At 62.9% G+C, this 16,435-nt stretch carries 15 protein-coding genes; 7 read left to right on the forward strand and 8 right to left on the reverse strand.

Annotation, left to right across the window (positions count from 1 at the left end; translation table 11 throughout):
* Nucleotides 1-100: 100 nt before the first annotated feature.
* Entirely contained in the window at nucleotides 101-490 is a 390-nt protein-coding gene (locus tag NTZ26_05905) for a hypothetical protein (protein ID MCX6560033.1), read from the forward strand.
* Nucleotides 491-501: 11 nt separating this feature from the next.
* Nucleotides 502-1,245, forward strand: coding sequence for an NAD(P)H-dependent oxidoreductase (locus NTZ26_05910; GenBank protein ID MCX6560034.1), 744 nt, complete (start codon nucleotides 502-504; stop codon nucleotides 1,243-1,245).
* 8 nt (nucleotides 1,246-1,253) lie between these two features.
* On the opposite strand, the gene NTZ26_05915 is transcribed toward NTZ26_05910, so the two are convergent.
* Nucleotides 1,254-1,757: a hypothetical protein gene (locus NTZ26_05915; protein ID MCX6560035.1), complete on the reverse strand. Its 504-nt coding sequence runs from the start codon at nucleotides 1,755-1,757 to the stop codon at nucleotides 1,254-1,256.
* Between the two features lie 400 nt (nucleotides 1,758-2,157).
* Between NTZ26_05915 and NTZ26_05920 the strand changes: the two genes are divergently transcribed.
* A complete protein-coding gene (locus NTZ26_05920; protein ID MCX6560036.1) occupies nucleotides 2,158-3,474 on the forward strand; it encodes a S41 family peptidase in 1,317 nt (438 codons plus the stop codon).
* Nucleotides 3,475-3,483: 9 nt separating this feature from the next.
* Here NTZ26_05920 and selB read toward each other — a convergent pair whose 3' ends face one another.
* Entirely contained in the window at nucleotides 3,484-5,400 is a 1,917-nt protein-coding gene (selB, locus tag NTZ26_05925) for a selenocysteine-specific translation elongation factor (protein MCX6560037.1), read from the reverse strand.
* 144 nt (nucleotides 5,401-5,544) lie between these two features.
* Between selB and NTZ26_05930 the strand changes: the two genes are divergently transcribed.
* From NTZ26_05930 to NTZ26_05940, 3 genes are all read left to right on the forward strand, one after another.
* Nucleotides 5,545-5,772, forward strand: a complete 228-nt coding sequence (locus NTZ26_05930; protein ID MCX6560038.1) for a hypothetical protein — start codon at nucleotides 5,545-5,547, stop codon at nucleotides 5,770-5,772.
* Nucleotides 5,769-6,026, forward strand: coding sequence for a type II toxin-antitoxin system RelE/ParE family toxin (locus NTZ26_05935; GenBank protein ID MCX6560039.1), 258 nt, complete (start codon nucleotides 5,769-5,771; stop codon nucleotides 6,024-6,026). Before NTZ26_05930 ends, NTZ26_05935 begins: the two co-directional genes overlap by 4 nt.
* Nucleotides 6,027-6,135: 109 nt before the next feature.
* On the forward strand, nucleotides 6,136-7,107 hold the full coding sequence (locus NTZ26_05940) for a hypothetical protein (GenBank protein ID MCX6560040.1): 972 nt from the start codon (nucleotides 6,136-6,138) through the stop codon (nucleotides 7,105-7,107).
* Here NTZ26_05940 and NTZ26_05945 read toward each other — a convergent pair whose 3' ends face one another.
* From NTZ26_05945 to rlmD, 6 genes are all read right to left on the reverse strand, one after another.
* Entirely contained in the window at nucleotides 7,108-8,232 is a 1,125-nt protein-coding gene (locus tag NTZ26_05945) for a 6-bladed beta-propeller (GenBank protein ID MCX6560041.1), read from the reverse strand.
* Between the two features lie 155 nt (nucleotides 8,233-8,387).
* Nucleotides 8,388-9,578 carry a selenide, water dikinase SelD gene (selD, locus tag NTZ26_05950; protein MCX6560042.1) on the reverse strand — a complete coding sequence of 397 codons (1,191 nt, stop codon included), beginning with the start codon at nucleotides 9,576-9,578 and terminating at the stop codon, nucleotides 8,388-8,390.
* Between the two features lie 95 nt (nucleotides 9,579-9,673).
* Nucleotides 9,674-11,092, reverse strand: coding sequence for an L-seryl-tRNA(Sec) selenium transferase (gene selA / locus NTZ26_05955; GenBank protein MCX6560043.1), 1,419 nt, complete (start codon nucleotides 11,090-11,092; stop codon nucleotides 9,674-9,676).
* A 56-nt stretch (nucleotides 11,093-11,148) separates the two neighbouring features.
* Nucleotides 11,149-13,296 (reverse strand): protein kinase, encoded by a 2,148-nt coding sequence (locus NTZ26_05960; protein MCX6560044.1) that lies wholly within the window; start codon nucleotides 13,294-13,296, stop codon nucleotides 11,149-11,151.
* A gap of 65 nt (nucleotides 13,297-13,361) precedes the next feature.
* A complete protein-coding gene (locus NTZ26_05965) occupies nucleotides 13,362-13,937 on the reverse strand; it encodes a methyltransferase domain-containing protein (GenBank protein MCX6560045.1) in 576 nt (191 codons plus the stop codon).
* 34 nt (nucleotides 13,938-13,971) lie between these two features.
* On the reverse strand, nucleotides 13,972-15,885 hold the full coding sequence (rlmD, locus tag NTZ26_05970; protein MCX6560046.1) for a 23S rRNA (uracil(1939)-C(5))-methyltransferase RlmD: 1,914 nt from the start codon (nucleotides 15,883-15,885) through the stop codon (nucleotides 13,972-13,974).
* A gap of 187 nt (nucleotides 15,886-16,072) precedes the next feature.
* On the opposite strand from rlmD, the gene NTZ26_05975 reads away from it, so the two are divergent.
* The coding region (locus tag NTZ26_05975) for an arginine repressor (GenBank protein MCX6560047.1) at nucleotides 16,073-16,435 on the forward strand (363 nt) is incomplete at its 3' end.

Genomic DNA, 16,435 nt, shown 5'->3' on the forward strand with positions numbered 1-16,435 from the left:
TGGCCGAGCTGGGCGCCCGCAAAGCCAAGGGCGTGTCCGGCGTATGAGGAAGCGGATGCCGTCCTCCAACGTCGAAACGAAACCAAAAGGAGAAACAAGAATGAACACGATTACGAAAGACAATGGAATCGCTTGCCCGGCCCTCCGCCCGCGAAAAGGCCAGCGCCTCGACGAGATCGCCCTGGCCTTGGCCTTGATCATGACCGGAGCTTTATGGCTGGCTCCCAAGGCCATGGTTCCGGAGGGGGCCTGGTCGGCCGGCGTGGGGCTGATCCTGCTCGGGCTCGCCGTCGCCCGGCGCGTCCGCGGCCTCCGGACCGGCGTCTTCTGCGTCGCCGTGGGCCTGATCGCTCTTGCCGCCGGGATCGGCCGCATGCTCGGCCTGGAGCTCCCGGTTGTCCCGATTCTGCTGATCATCCTCGGCGCCGGAATGGTCGTCAAGGCCTTGGCCGGCAAAGATCAATCCGCGGCGACGTCCGACGCCTTGTGAGGGATACGCCCATGCATGTCATGACCGTCATCGCCCATCCGAATCCCAAATCATTTTGTCACGCCATCCTGCGGCAGTTCGACGCCGGGCTCCAAGCGGCCGGGCATACCCACGACATCGTCGACCTGTATGCCATGAAGTTCGATCCGGTCTTCACGACCAAGGACTTCGCCAGCTATATCGATGAGAGCATGCCCCTTGATATGCTGGAGCAGATGGACCTGATGAAAAGCATCATGGACTTCTGCGGCGGCCCGGTTAAAAGGATCGCGGCTAAGCTGTGGCTGAAAGGCAAGAGCCCGCGCGAGCTGGTGAAGATCATCCGCAAGCAGATGCCCAGGGACGTTGTCGCCCAGCAGAAGAGCCTGGTTCGGGCCCAAGGACTGGCCTTTATCTCCCCGCTCTATTGGATGGGCTTCCCGGCGATTCTCAAAGGCTGGTTTGAACGCACTTTCGCCCCCGGCTTCGCTTATAGCTTGACGCCCGAAGGTTGGCGGGGATTCTCGGCCGGCCGCGTGCCCCTCCTGCGCCACGAGAAAGCCCTGATCATCAACACGACGCATTTCAAGGAAGAGACCTACCAGGGCGATTTCGGGAAAGCGATGGCCAGCATCACGGACCATTGGGGGCTTCGATACCCCGGCGTGAAGAAAGTCGATCACGTTTACTTTTACGGGGCCGACGTCTCCAGCGTCGACGAGCGGCGTGCCTGGCTCGACCAAGCTTTCCGGATGGGCCGGGATTTCAGGGATTAGCGGCCGGTCTATTTTCGGGTGAAGGTGGCGGTGAAGTTGGTCGTCGTATTCGGATTGATGCGCAAGGTGGTGTGGCTGGGCGGATTCCACCGCGAAGCGTCGTACCTGTCAAAGAGGAGATCGTAAGTCCCGACAACGATGCCGGCGCTCTCTCCGCTCCGCCGCCAGGGCGCGTCCATGGAATTGACCGCCCATCGTGCGCCCGCGCTGGCCACTTCGGCCGGTTGGATGGTGACCACCAAGGTGCCCGACATCGTCCGGTATTGTCCGGTGACCGTTAGGCCGTCCCGTTCCACTTGGAAATCGACCGGATCGGGGGTCCCCCAATTCGGAATCGGATGGAACGTTACCCGAAAATGATGCAGTGGGTTGAGTTTTACGCTGTCGGAGGTGAGGAATTGATCCCCGAATTTGTATTCCGATGGAAACTTTATGCCGGGCTCAGTCTCGACGATCCTTTCCCATCGGCCGCCCGCCGCTTTCGCGCCTTGAGGCGCGACGTTGAATGTCACCTGCCAGACGGGATCCGTCCCTCCGCCCCTCTGCCGTTGCTGGAGGGTCTGTCCCATTCCAAGGCTTAGGACAATGGCGGCCGAGAATAAAAGGGTCAAGAAAAGATGCCTTTGCCGACGATGAGCGATCATAGGCTTCTCCTGGAGGATAAGGGATATAGTCCGATCTTCGTAGGAAGTCATAAGGTGCGATTGTAATCCGAAACGAAAAAATCCTTCAAGGCCCCAAGGCCGGGTGTCCAGCCCGGAGATGATGTCCCGACCGAATCTAGTATGCTACACCGTTGCTGCAGATGCAAAAGGCGAGCCATGCGTTCTTCGCCCGTAGGTCGCAGGCCTCCAGTGGGCCGCAACCAATAGCTTGGTTCCAACGTGTATATCAGTGAAGGAGTCCAGAATAATGAGAAAAGCGGCTTTCTTGCTGATCCTGGCCGTTTTATCGGCTTCCACCCTGTCCGGACAGGTCGCCCCATCCGTCTTCGACGCCGCGGAGAAAAAGGCGGCCATCGACGCCCTCTGCAAGAATCTGGAGCAGGAGTACATCTTTCCTGATGTCACCGCGAAATACGTCCGCATGCTGAGGGACAATCTCAAATCCGGAAAATACGATGGCATCGGACAGCCCCAAGAGTTCGCTGCGGCGGTCACAAACGATCTGATGTCCGTGCACAGGGACTTACACCTTTCCCTCCGGTTCAATCCGAATTGGGTGAAGGAGGAGAGAAACAGGAAGGAGCTCGATGAGGAAGCGATCAGGCGCAACGAAAGGAGAAGCCGGGCCTCCAACTACGGATTCAATGAAATCAAGATCCTTCCGGGCAATATCGGGTATCTCAAGCTCGACGAGTTCACCTACGACACGGGGGCCCGGGACGCCGCCGTGGGGGCCATGAGCCTTTTGTCGAATGCCGACGCCCTGATCATCGACTTGAGGACGAACGGCGGCGGCTCCCCGGAAATGGTCCAGTTCCTATGCAGCTATTTCCTGGCCAATCCGCGCCAGCACCTCAATTCCTTCTCTTACAAAGACCCGGACAAGCTGACCCAGTACTGGACCTACACATATCTCCCGGGGAAGAGGCTGGACCAAGCCGATCTCTACCTGTTGACCAGCGAATCCACGTTTTCCGCCGCGGAAGAGTTCACCTACAATCTGAAGAACCTGAAGCGGGCTACCGTCATCGGGGAAACCACCGGGGGCGGCGCACACGATAACAAGTTCGTCGCCCTCACCGACAATTTCATGATGAGCCTGCCCTTTGCCCGGGCCGTCAATCCCATCACCAAATCCAATTGGGAAGAAGTCGGCGTCGAACCCGACATCAAGGTCGCCCAGAGCATCGCCCTGGCGACGGCCCAGGCGCTCGCCAGCCGGAAGCTGGCCGAGAAGGAGAAGGACCCGGAGTTCAAGGCCTACTATCAGTGGCACCACGATGCGTACAACGCCGTCCTCCATCCGGTGACCATCGGGCCGGAGGCGTCGCGATCCTATGTCGGAACCTACGGTCCTCGCACGATCACTCTGGAAGGCGAATTGCTCTTCTACCAGAGGCAAGGGCAGACGAAAATGAAAATGACCCTGATCGGCGACGACTGCTTCATGGTGGAAGGAAACGATAATTTTAGACTTAAATTCATCAAAGAAGGGGAACGCATCGTCGCGGTGGAAGGCCGCAACCCGTCCGGAGCCGTCGACAGGCATCCCCGAAGCAAATGAGGATGGAGATCATTTCAGGACGTGGGCGTCTCCGCTGCGGCGGGTGACCTGGACCTTGTCCAGATACTCGAGAACGGCGCAGGCGTATTTCCGCGAGACTTTGAGGATGTCTTTGGCCTCGGCAATGGTGATCGCCCGGCGGAGCTTGAGGAACTGGAGGACGGCCGTTTTCGCTTTCTCGACGGACTCGCGGTGCATGGTGACTTTGGGATCGAGCCGGATGAGCGCGCCTTGTTGAACGAGCGTGCCCATGATCTTGCGGAATTGATTGAGGGGTAGCCGCAATTCCTTGACCACGTCGTCCTCGAGCGGCGGCTCGAAAGCCGCCCGCTTGAAGATCGCCTCGACCTTGCGGGCCAGATCCTGGTCCTTGTCCACGAGCTTGGCCTGATGGCCGGGGAGGCCGACCCCGCCTTCGAGCCGGACGATCGCCTGGGCCGAGGCCAGGGCGTCAAGCGCCTGGCGCAGGGCGGCGTCGCCCGTCTCGCGGGCCAGGGTGGAGGCCAGGTCCGCTGCGGGCATGAACGGCTTATGGGGATTGGCGGTCAGATACTTCTTGATCGAGGCGTAGGCCTTTTCCTTGAGCGCGGCGAAGGCGTCGGCGGGGATGAAGCGCTCGTCTTTCTCGCCCTTGATGCGGACGAGGCGGTCGGCCTGGACGAGTCCGTCGATGGCGGCGCGAACGATCGCGGGCGTCCGGCCGAGGGTGAGCGAGATGTCCTCGACCGAGCGGGCCTTGGCCGAATCTTTTCGGAAGACTTGATCGACGGCGTCGGGAAACGCGCCCTCGAAGCGCCGGATGCCGGCCAGGGCCGTCTCGTCGAAGCGCTTGTGGCGTACGGGGGTGACGTCCAGGACCTCGCCGCCGCCGATCGTATTGAGCGGCGAGAACGTGCGGATGATGAAGCGGTCGCCGTAGAGCGCGGTCGTGGGCGCCTCCAGGACGAACTGGGCCAGCATCGATTCGCCCGGCAGGAGCTTCTCCTTCTCGAGCAGTACGACTCGGGCGATCGTCTCGTCCGTGCCGACGTGGAAGCGGACCCGGTCGCGGGTTTTGAGCTCGATGTCGGCGTTCGGAAGTAGCCGGAGGCGGGCGTCGAGCCTTTGCGTGGGCACGAGAAAGCCGGGCCGGGCGGCGCACTGCCCACGGCGAAGCGCCTCCTTCTCCACGTCGTGGATGTTGATGGCGGTGCGGCGGCCGAGCCCGGAGGCTTCCTGCTTGGACTTGTGGACCTGGACGCCGCGCACCCTAGCCTCGATGCGCTCGGGCAGGATCTCGATCTTGTCGCCGACCTTGACCTCGCCGGAGAGGATCGTCCCGGCGATGACCGTGCCGAACCCGTGCTTGACGAAGACGCGGTCGATCGGCATGCGGAAGTATCCGCAGTCGTCGCGGCGCTCGACGCGAAGTCCGGCGATTTGCAGGGCCTCGACGAGGGCCGGCAGGCCCGCGCCCGTATGGGCGGACACGGGCATGATGGGCGCGTTCTCCAGAAATGTCCCAGCGACGAAGACGCGGACTTCCTCGGTCAGCGTGTCGAGGCGGTCGGCGTCCACGAGGTCGGACTTGGTCAGGGCCACGATCCCCTCGCGCACGGACAGGAGCCGCAGGATGTCGAAGTGCTCGCGGGTTTGCACCGAGATGCCCTCGTCGGCGGCGATGACAAAGAGCACGGCATCGACGTTGGAGGCGCCGGCGACCATGGTCTTGACGAACTTCTCGTGGCCGGGGACGTCGATGAAGACGATCTGCTTTTCGTAGTCGGGCCGGTCGAGGAAGACGAACCCGAGCTCGATGGTCATGCCCCGCTCTTTCTCCTCGGGCAGGGTGTCGGGGTCGGTGCCGGTCAGGGCTTTGACCAGCGCGGACTTGCCGTGGTCGATGTGGCCGGCCGTGCCGACGATGAGGTGGGGCTTCTCGGTCATGAGGTTAAGCTGTGAGTGATTGGGTTGTCAGACCGATATTATAGCGCAATCGAGGATGCGCGGCATGTCCGGCTGGGAAGGTCGCCGAGAAAATCCAATTGCATTAAGTGCGCGATGAGCATATATTATCATACGGAGTATGATATGGTCAGAAAATCGATCGTTATGGACAAGCATCTTCTCTATGAAGTGAACCGTTTCGCGGAGAAGGATCAGCGGGATTTCTCGAACACAGTTCGATACGCCACCCGGATCGGGCTCATCGCCTTGGAAAATCCGGATCTCACGGTCGGGGAGATCAAGGATATTCTCGAAGCCCAATTGGATGTCGAGGCCAAGCGCGTCGCGGCTCTCGATCCCAACGAGATATGACCCTTCTCGAGACCGCCAAGTTCGCCAAGTTGCGAAAGAAGATCAAGGACGAGTCTGAGCGGGAAGCGCTGCGGGCGGCCGTGCTTGCCGTCCGGGATGAACCTCAAATAGGGAAAAAACTCAAAGGCGAGCTCGATCATCTCCGCTCAATGGCCTACTCCGTTCGCGGACAGGCCCGGCGGCTCGTCTACCAATGGGACAAGGACACGGTGACGTTGTTTTCATTCGGCCCGCGGCAGGGAATCTATAAATAAGCTGCGTTGATACGTTCGCGGCGCCAAACCCCGATTTTCAAATCGGGTTTATTTTTTCCCGCAAACACCCTAGAATGGGATCAAATCCAAAGGCAGAGAGGTTCCGCCGATGCATATTCAGAAAATGGCCATGGCGTCGGTTTTAGCGGCGTTGATGGTTTCGTCTGGATTCGCAGTTGTCCAGGCCGTATCGGGCGGCGATTCCGTCAACTCCTATTTCAATATCATGGATTTCGCCTGCAGCCAGGCCTGGGGCCGGACGATTGTCACCCCGGCCCAGGACCGCCAGCGCGTCTCGGCTCTGATGATGCAGAACTGGAACCAGATGGATGCGCAGTCGCGGGCCCAGGTGCAGGCCCTGCCCGGTGTATGGGCGGATCTGCAGAGCTCCTGGAAGACGATGAGTGAGTCCGACAAAAACAAAAAGCGGGCCGAATGGCGGGATCAGATTCTGCTGCCGAATAATTTTTTCGCTCCGCCCGCACAAGTGCAAAAGTTCACGGCCGAAGGCAACTTGCTCGGCTTCGAGTATCCGGCCGCCTGGACCGGGGGCTGGCAAGTCATCGACGGCACGCCGTTTTTATTCGTCGGGCCGAACGGCCAGCAGGCGAGCTGGGACAAGGTCTTGAACACCCAAATCAGCCCGCCGGGCGCGATGTTCGCGCTGGTCACTATTAACGATCAGATGCGGCAGTTGAGCTACGTCCAGGGCGCGCGCTACCTCATCCAGTTATTAATGCCGGGGGCGGCGGCGAGCTTCAAGGAAGTCCAAGTGACGCCGATCGGCCAGGCGGGTGCCATCATCACCCTGCGCGGGAAATTCCCCGGGCAGAGCGAGGAGCGGTTTTATTGGATTGGGATTACGGCGTTCGGAGCCAACCAGGTGTTCGCCGGCCGGATGGGCGGATCGATCGAGCAGGCCATGGATTTGCTCCCGGGCTTCCACCATATGCTTTCGACGCTGCAGCTCAATCCGCCGCGGCCGGCGTCGGGGGGAAGCGGCGGCGGGTCGGGGGCTTGGGAAGCCGCCTGGAGCAAGGTGTCGACGGCGAGCGTAAGCTATATCTGGGCCAATAAATAGTCAGCGGTCGAGGATCTTGTCCCAATTCCCGATTTTATAGCGTTTGACTGTCTCCAGCCCCTTGTCTTCGTCGACAGCAAATGAATAGAGGTAGCCGTCCCGGATGGTCGTTGTGTTCGGCGGCAAGGTGGCGGTGTAAAGGAAGTAACCCTCCCGGCTGAAAACGTCGACTTCCTTGGGGATGGCATCCTGGACGTTGCTTTTCCCGGTGTGGGTATAGTTGCGTTGGACATAGATTCGGCCTTTGGAATCCGTCAGGATGGCGAAAAAATGGGGCTTCTGCTCGGGGAGCGGGATCTTCTTGAATTGAGCTTTTTCGGAATCTGAAAAAGAGGGCGCCGGCCCTTCCTTGGTCACGCGCCCGAGGATCTTCCCGTCGGCATCAATGAGGGTCAAGGCATAATCCTTCGAGAAGCCGTAGACGAAAGCGTTGGCGTCGATTTTTGCTATATGCACGTCTAGCTCGAATCCCGTGGTCAGCACCATGGTTCCGCCGCTCATATGCTGCATGAAGACAGTGTATGGAAACTCGGCCAGCGTGCGGATGATCTTCCCATCCGCGCCCAGGCGGGCGATCCGATGCCGGGAAGTGAGATCCTCGTCGCTCGAATTGTCCAAGATGCCCAGGATATCGCCTCCCTCCAGGGGATAGAAATCGTAGACGACCTTATTCCAGGTCATTTTGGCCACGGGATGGCCGTCCAAGTCGAAGTGTTGGATGAAAGCCGGGCCGTCCCGGACGAAGAGGTGATCGGTGCCGGGATCGATGCGGGCCCAGATCGGATATTGGAATTCCCCCGGTCCTTGGCCTTTGCGGCCGATGGTCGACAGGAAAGCGCCCTTGCGATCGAATTTTTGGACGCGGACATTCTTCATGTCGACGACATAGATGTTTCCCGGCCCGTCGACTTGGACATCCGCGACCGACCAGAAGAGATAGTTCTTGTCGTCCTCCCGGCCGATGCTCAGCTCTTCCTTAAGGTCGAGCGTGAGCTTCCCATAAAGAGGGGCGGACGGATTGCGGACGATCTTGACGCCGTTCTCGGTGGCGACCGATCCCTTCCATTGGGGATTTTGCGGCGCTATGGGTTGGACGAGGGCGAAAGCTAAAAGAATTGCAATCATTTGGGCCTCCCTTGCTGAACTCATACAGTATACGACGAAGCCGGGCGAAACGATTAGGTCTGGATCAATAAGGAGTGGTGCGCGGATTTCACGGCGTAGGAGGATGAAGGCAATTCAGCATCTGTGGATCTAGGGATCTCGTCGGACGGTGATGGCTAGACCATTCGGATGCGGCCGGAGGTCGATTTCTCGACGACGCGGCCGATGACGGCGGCGGAAGTGACCCCGCGTTCGCGCAGGCGGGCCAAGACGACGTCGGCGCGCGAGGATTCGACGCACATCAGCAGGCCGCCCGAGGTTTGGGGATCATAGAGGACGGTCTCGAGATCGTCGGGGACGGAGGGCGAGCGATCAACGAAAGCCGAGGAAAAGTCGCGATTCTTCTCGATCGCGCCGCTGATGATCCCTTGAGTCAGCAGGTCGCGGACGCCTTCAAAAAGGGGAATGCGGGAGGGCTCGATCTCGACGATCATCCCGCTTTGGGCCGCGATTTCGGACAGATGCCCCATCAGGCCGAATCCCGTTACGTCCGTGGCGCAGATGACACCCGATTCAATCATCACTTCGGCGGCGGCGCGGTTAAGCTCGGCCATGGAGCGGCCGATGGCTTCCGTCCAGGCGGGCAGGGCTTTGCCGATTTGGGCGGCGAAGGAGATGACTCCGGTGCCGAGAGGCTTGGTCAGGATGAGGACGTCGCCGGGGCGGGCTTTGTCGTTGGTGATCAGGCGCGAGGGGTTGACCAGGCCGGTGACGGCGAACCCGAATTTGATTTCCTTATCCTTGATGCTGTGCCCGCCTAGGAGGACCGTACCGGCTTCGGTCAGGGCGTCGATCCCGCCCTGCATCATCTTGTTCAGGACGCGGTGCGAGACGCGGTCGATGGGGAAGGCGACAATCGAGAGCGCGGTCAGCGGGCGGCCGCCCATGGCGTAAACGTCGGAGACGGAGTTGGCGGCGGCGATGCGGCCGAAGAGATAAGCGTCGTCGACGACCGGGGTGAAGACGTCGACGGTTTGGACCAGGGCGCGCTCGTCGTCGAGCTTGTAAATGCCGGCGTCGTCGCAGGTGTCGGCCGAGACGAGCACGTTTGGGTCGTTGGGGCGGGGGAGGCCGGCCAGGGCTTTCTTGAGGTCGTCCTGGCCGATCTTCGAGGCGCAGCCGGCATTTTCGACGAATTGGGTCAGGGGGACATCTTCGGCGGCGTCGGCTTCGCGCTCCCCGGCGCAGAGACAAACGTTTTTCTGCTTGAAGAGCGGGCAGGGGCAGGGGTCCTTGGGATTGCAGATGCAGTGGCCCAGGGCGATCGACCGCCCCATGATTTTTTTGCGCTTCTCGTAGTTGATCATAAGAATCTCTCAATAGGGGTCAGGTCTTAAGATATTAGTTTCGACGCCGTTTGTTTACGAACTCCGACAACCTGTGTTGTCAGAAAACTTATATCTTAAGACCTGACCCCTGTTTTAATGGCGGCGCCGATTTCGGCGTCCTCTTCCGGCTGGATTGTCCGCAGATCAAACAATAAGGCGTCCTTGTGGATCCGGGTGAAGACGGCCGGACGGCCGCGCCGCAGCGCCTTGGCCAGCGACTCGAGATCCGCCGGTCCGCCCGAGCCCGGCCCCAGCCGCAGGGCGACGACCTTGGACGGGATCGTCTCCACCGGAACCGAGCCGCTCCCGGTTTGGGCTTCGCCGTCCTCGACGCCGACTTTGACGTTTGCCGGCAACCCGCCTTCGAGCGCTTGGACGATGGCCTGCCCGCGCCGCTCGAGATCGTCCAACTTGAGCGACAACATACGATAAAGCGGGTGCCGCTCCTCGAGCTTGTCTGGGGCCAGAAACAGCCGCAGGGTGGCTTCCATCGCCGCCAGGGTCAGTTTGCCGCACCTCATGGCCCGGGCCAGGGGGTTTTTCTTGATCCGGGCGATGATATCCGCCTTGCCGACGATGATCCCCGATTGCGGGCCGCCGATGAGCTTGTCGCCGCTGAAGCACGCGACGTCAACCCCGGCCGCCACACTCGCCCGCACCATCGGCTCGCTCTCCAGGCCGTAGGCCTTGAGGTCGATGAGGGCCCCGCTCCCGATGTCGTCCACGACGGGGATGCCGTGCCGGCGTCCAAGCTCCGCCAATTCCTCGATCCCGGGCTCCGAATGGAAGCCGAGGATTCGGTAATTGCTGTGGTGGACCCGCAGGATGGCACCCGTCTCCGGTCCGATGGCATCGGCGTAGTCGCGCAGATGGGTCTTGTTCGTCGTGCCCACCTCGCGCATCACCGCGCCGCTCATGGACATGACCTCGGGCATCCGGAACGAGCCGCCGATCTCGACGAGCTGGCCGCGCGAGACGATGACCTCTTTGCCCCGGGCCAGCGTGTTGAGGACGAGCACGGTGGCGGCCGAGTTGTTGTTGCAGATGGTCGCCGCCTCGGCCCCGGTCAGCTCCCGCAGGAGCCCCGCGACGTGCGCGTCTCTTTGCCCGCGCCGCCCGCTGTCGATGTCGAGGGCCAGCGTGCAAAAGCCCTGGACGGTCTCATCCAGCGCCGCCCGCGCGTCTTCGGAGAGCATCGCTCGGCCCAGCCCGCTGTGCATCAGGATGCCCGTGGCGTTGACGGCCCTGCGCAAAGTCCGTGCGAACCGGATTTCGAGACGCGCTCCGGCTTGCGTGAGGATCTCCTCGGGGGCGACCGAAACCGCGGCGGCGTCCGGCCCCGATTCCAATATCGACCGGCGCGTTTCATCGACCGCCGCCCGAATCGCCGCAACGACGGCGTCCCGCCCGAAGCGGCCGACCAGGGCCGCGGCCTCGTCCCGGCCGAGCAGGGCGTCGACCGACGGAAGCTGGCGCAAAAGGTCGTCTGTCATGGGTTTCAGGCCTTCCAGGGTATGGAACCGGGGCCGATTTGTCAAGAAATCGGGGCTTAGGCCAGCTTGTCCAGCAGGGCCTTGAAGCGCTCCCGTCCGCGCAGGGGATCGAGATTGCTGTCGTGCTCGTACCACCCCCGCTGGGTCAGGCCGAGGGCCACGGCCCGCTCCAGGCAGTCAAGGGCATCGTCGGTCTCCCCGGCCAGCGAGTAGATGCAGCCCAGGTTGTAAAGGACCATCGGCTCGTCAGGCGCCAAGCAGCGTGCCCGTCCCGCCCAATCCAGCCCCCGCTCCTTCTCGCCCAGCGCAACCAGCCCGTTGGCGCCCATGTAGAGGGCCCGGATGTCGTCGGGGTTCATCTCCAGGCGCTCGGCGACGAGGTCGGCGCCCCGCCGGCGGGCCTTGAGCGCGTCCTCGGCCCGCCCCAGGTCTTCGCAGATCTGGGCCATAAGAAGGGGCGACTGGTAATCGTCCGGCCGGATGCGCGAGGCCTGCTCGTAAAGCTGGACGGCCTTCTCCTGTTCGCCGCGGGCGAAGGCGTAGCGGGCGTAGAAATAGTGGGCTTCGAACAGCTCGGGATCGAGCCGGATGGCGGTCTCGAAGTGGGACGGAGCCTGTTCGTCGTAGCTCAGCGACAGGGCCACGGCGTACGAAGCTTGGGCCTGGGCCGATTCCGGGGCCAGCTCGACTGCCCGCCGGCCGGCCGTCTCGGCCTGCTTGCGGATCGTTCCCAGCCGTTCGGCATAGAGGAAATCGTAGGCCAGGCAGTCGGCGATCCCGGCGTAGGCCAGGGCGTAGTCCGGATCCAGCTCGGCCGCCTTGGCGAACATCTGAAGGGCGAAGGCGACGTCGCGCTTGCCGTAGCGGAAATAGAAGCTGCGCCCGCGGAGGTAGTAATCGTAGGCCAGGGCGTGGTTGGTGAAGGTTCGGACAAGTTCGGCCTTCTCCGTGGGCCCGAGGGCGACCCGAAGGGCCTGGACGATGGCCCGGGCGATCTCCTCCTGGATCTTGAAGATGTCCTCGGACTCGCGGTCGAACATCTCCGACCAGCAATGGAATCCGCGCGACGTGTCGATGAGCTGGGCGGTGATGCGAAGGCGGTTGCCGGATTTGCGCACGCTGCCCTCGAGCAGCGTGTCGACCCGCAGGAGGCGGCCGATTTCGCGCGGGTCGAGGTCGCCGGCGCCGAATTGGAACGAGGCGATGCGGGAGGCCACCCGGAGCTTCTCGATCCGGCAGAGGGCGTTGATGATCTCCTCGGCGATGCCCTCGCAGAAGTAGGCCTGATCCTTCTCGCGGCTCATGTCGGCGAACGGCAGGACGGCGATGGCGGGGTAGTCGTCGGCCGTGACGCCGCCGGCGCTGCGAAGCTCCTCCAGCGCCCGGGCCAGCTCGCGGGCCGATTCCATGCGGTAACGGACGTCCTTCTCCAGGCAGCGGTAGAGGATCTTGCCCAGCGCCTTCGGCAGGCCGGGGTTGAGCTCGACCGCGGACAGCGGGTCGTTCCCGAGGATGGCGGCGATCATATCAGCGGCGTTGTCCGCCGTGAACGGGAGGCTTCCGGTGGCCAGCTCGAAGAGAACGATGCCGAGCGAGAACAGGTCGCTGCGGTGGTCGATTGTATCGCCCCGGATCTGTTCGGGAGACATGTAGCCGATCGTACCGGACAGGTCGGTGTCGAAGACCGACGGCAGGGTGTCGCTGCCGCTGTCCGCGGAAGCGAGGGGCTTCAAGCTGCGGGCCAGGCCGAAATCGAGGATCTTAAGGGTCTCGCCGGGACCGATCATGACGTTGCCCGGCTTGAGGTCGCGGTGGATGATCCCCTGCTCGTGGGCGGCGGCGACGGCCTCGGCGAGCGGGACGGCGATCTCGAGGAACCGTTGGAGGGTGACTCCGCCGGCTGTGATGAACCGGGTCAAAGGGGCGCCGTCGATCAGCTCCATCGTGAAAAAAAACAATCCCTCCGTCTCCTCGACCGAATAGATCGTGACGATATTGGGATGGCGCAGCGCGGCGGCGGCCCGGGCTTCCTGTTCGAAGAGCGTTCGTTGGCCGGGGTCCGCGGACAACCCCGCCGGGAGGAACTTGATGGCGATATCCCGGTCGAGCTTCAGATCGCGGGCCTTCCAGACTTCGCCCATGCCGCCCCGGCCGAGCTTCTCGATCAGGCGGTAGTGGTTCAGGCAGTGCCCTGGTTCCAGCATGCTGACGTCCTCACTTTATAATACGCGAATTCCGCGCCTTTTGTTGATCCTCGCGGTCGCCGGATTCAGGACCTCCGGCGGGCGACGACTCCGTATTCGGCGTCGTTGGGCCGGAACACTTTCAGGACTTCGAATCCCGCGGCCCGCAGGATCGAACCCATGCGGCTGAGCGGGATGCGGTCGGCCAGAGGGGGGCCCGAAGGGGTCTTTTTCTTGAGGAAGTCGACGATGACCAGGCGGGATGCGGAGGTCATGGCGCGGCGGAGGGCTGCCAAATAGGCCGCCGGTTCGTCGAACTCGTGGAATGTGTTGACGATGAGGTAGACGTCGGCGGCCGGCGGAAGAGCGGGGGCGGTTTCCGTGATCCGGACGGCCCTGATGTTGGCCAGCTCGGCGGCGCCGGCGTTTTTGCGCAGGGCTGCAAGCATGACGGGGGAGACATCCAGGCCGAAGACCCGGCCCTTGGGCCCGACGAGGCGGGCGGCCGGAAGGGCGAAAAAGCCGGGCCCGACGCCGATGTCGACGAGCGTCTGGCCGGGAGCCAGGCCGGACTGGCGGAGGATTGCGTCCGGGGGGAGCTCTTGACGACGTTCGGAGGACATCAGGCGGGCGAGGTGGTCGGCGTGGAACTTGTGCGGCATTGAAGGCTTCTCCATTTAGTTTGAAACCTGACCCCTATTTGGAAAGAAAAGCCAGGGCTTCCATGTGCGGCGTGTGAGGGAAGAAGTCGGCGCAGTGGAGCTTTTCCACGACGTAGCCGCCGGCCGTGAAGGCGGCCAGGTCGCGGGCCAGGGTGGCCGGGTTGCATGACATATAGACGATCTGGGAAGCGCGCAGGGCGAGCGCCCTCCGCAAGCCTTCGGGGTGGATGCCCGCCCGCGGCGGGTCGAGAATTAAAAGATCGAAGCCTCCGAACGATGCCCCGTCCAAGGTCTTCTCGACCAGGCCGGCGACGAAGCGGGCGTTCGAGATGCCGTTGAGGGCGGCGTTCTCCTCGGCGTTCCGGATGTTGCGCGCCGCCGAATCGATCCCCACGACCTCGTCCACCGCCCCGGCCAGGGAGAGCTCGATCGAGCCGGAGCCGCAGAACAGCCCCAGCGCCCGCTTGGCGCCCGTCTCGCGGACTCGGGCCGCGATCCTGTCGTAAAACAGCCTCGCGCCCCGCGGATTCGGCTGGAAGAACGAGTCCGGGTAGATCCGGAAGCGAAGCCCGCCCAGCTCCTCCTCGATGAACGCGGCGCCCGATTCCAGCCGGGCGCTTTCCAGGTCGACCAGGTCGGCGACGCTGTCGTTGTCGGCCGACCAAACGCTCGTGACCCGCGGCGCCTCGGCCCGAAGCCGGTCCGCCCAGCCGTGGATATCGGCTCCGCCGCCGCTCTTCGTCACCAGCACGGCCATGTATTCGCCGGTCGCTTTCCCCTCGCGCAGCACGAGATTGCGGAAGTACCCCTTCTGTCCCAGCGGGTCGTAGGGCGGCAGGCCCGAGGCATTGGCGAATTCACGGGTCGCGGGAAAGATCGCCTCGGCTGCGCCGCCAAAGATGAGGCAACGGTCCAGCCCGACTGTCTTCTTGTGGGATTGCGGCCCGGGCATCGAGCGGCCCCGCAGTCCGATCTTGATCGCGCCCGCTTCGCCGCCGAAGGCGAACTCCATCTTGTTGCGATAATCGAAGAGCGAGGGCGAGGGGAGGATCGGCTCGAAGACCGCCTCGCCCAGATCGAGACCCGAGCCGTGCCGGATCACGTCCAAGAAGCGGGCCTGCTTGAGCTCGAGCTGGCGGGCGTAGGCCAGATTCTGGAAGGCGCAGCCGCCGCAGCTCCCGAAATAGGAGCAGGGGGGGGCGACCCGATCGGGGGATCCCGCCTCGGTCCGAATGACTTTGGCCGAGCGCGGCTTGCGCCTGACGATGCGGGCCTGGACCCGATCCCCGGGCAGCGCGCCGGGAACAAGAACCGCGCCGCCATCCACGCTGCCGAAGGCCCAGCCCGAGGCGAAATCGATCCCTGAAACATCGATCGTCAGATCCGGAGAATCCCATTCCCTCAGCATTCGTTTGAGGCGGCCGACCGGCAGTCCGACCACGTTGTCGTAGTCGCCGTCGACCCTCTCGACGAAAGCCGGGCCGATCTCCTGGATGGCGTAGCTGCCGGCCTTGTCCAGATAGGCATGGCCGTCGAGGTACGCGGCGATGGCGGCTTCGCTGAGCGGCTTGAAGATGACGTAAGTGATCTCGTAGTCGACGACCGACCGGTCGTCGTCCCGACGGTAGAGCGCCACCCCGGTGATGACGCGGTGCTTGCGGCCGGAGAGCCGGCCCAGCATCCGTTCGGCTTCGGCACGGTCGGCAGGCTTGCCGAAGACATCCTTTTCCAGGCAGACAATCGTGTCGGCGCCGACGACCAGGGCTTCCGGATGGCGGGCCGCGACGTCGCGTGCCTTGGCCTCGGCTGCGGCCATGGCGAAAAAGACCGGATCCTCTTCCTGGATGGCGGTTTCGTCGACGGCGCTCGGGTCGACCTCGAAGGCGGGGAAGAGGCGGGCCAGAAGCTCCTTCCGGCGGGGCGATTGGGAGGCGAGGACGACACGCATGGCGGCACTATACAGGGGTCAGGTCTCAACCTTCAACATTTCCGTAAAGGCCCAGTCTTCAAACGCGGATGGCCCCCGGATTCCGGGGAAATAGTCGATCCGCGAATGCCTTCGCAGGCAATGTTGAATGTTGAGACCTGACCCCTCTTGACAAGCGCTCGTGTTTATGAATAATTATACAACTGAAATGCATAAAAATACAAAACACAACCGCCAGGCGGCTCTCCGGGAGCTGCTGTCCTCCCGCCGGATCGGGGACCAGAAGGAGCTCCAGGCCGCTCTCCGCAAGCGCGGCTTCCCGGCCACTCAGGCGACAGTCTCCCGCGACATCCGGGAGATGGGCATCATCAAAATCCAGGTCGGGCCGGGGCATTTCGCCTATCAGACCCCGGCCGCCGAGTCCGTCGCCCAGCCCTCGCTCGAGGCCGCACGCAAGCGGCTGGCCCTGCTTTTCCGGGACTTCGTGGTCGGCATCAACGGCACCTCGCACCTGGTTCTGGTCAAGACCACCCCCGGCAACGCCGGCGGCGTGGCCTCGCTGATCGACGGC

This window comes from Candidatus Aminicenantes bacterium (assembly GCA_026393855.1).
Classification (GTDB): Bacteria; Acidobacteriota; Aminicenantia; order Aminicenantales; family UBA4085; genus UBA4085.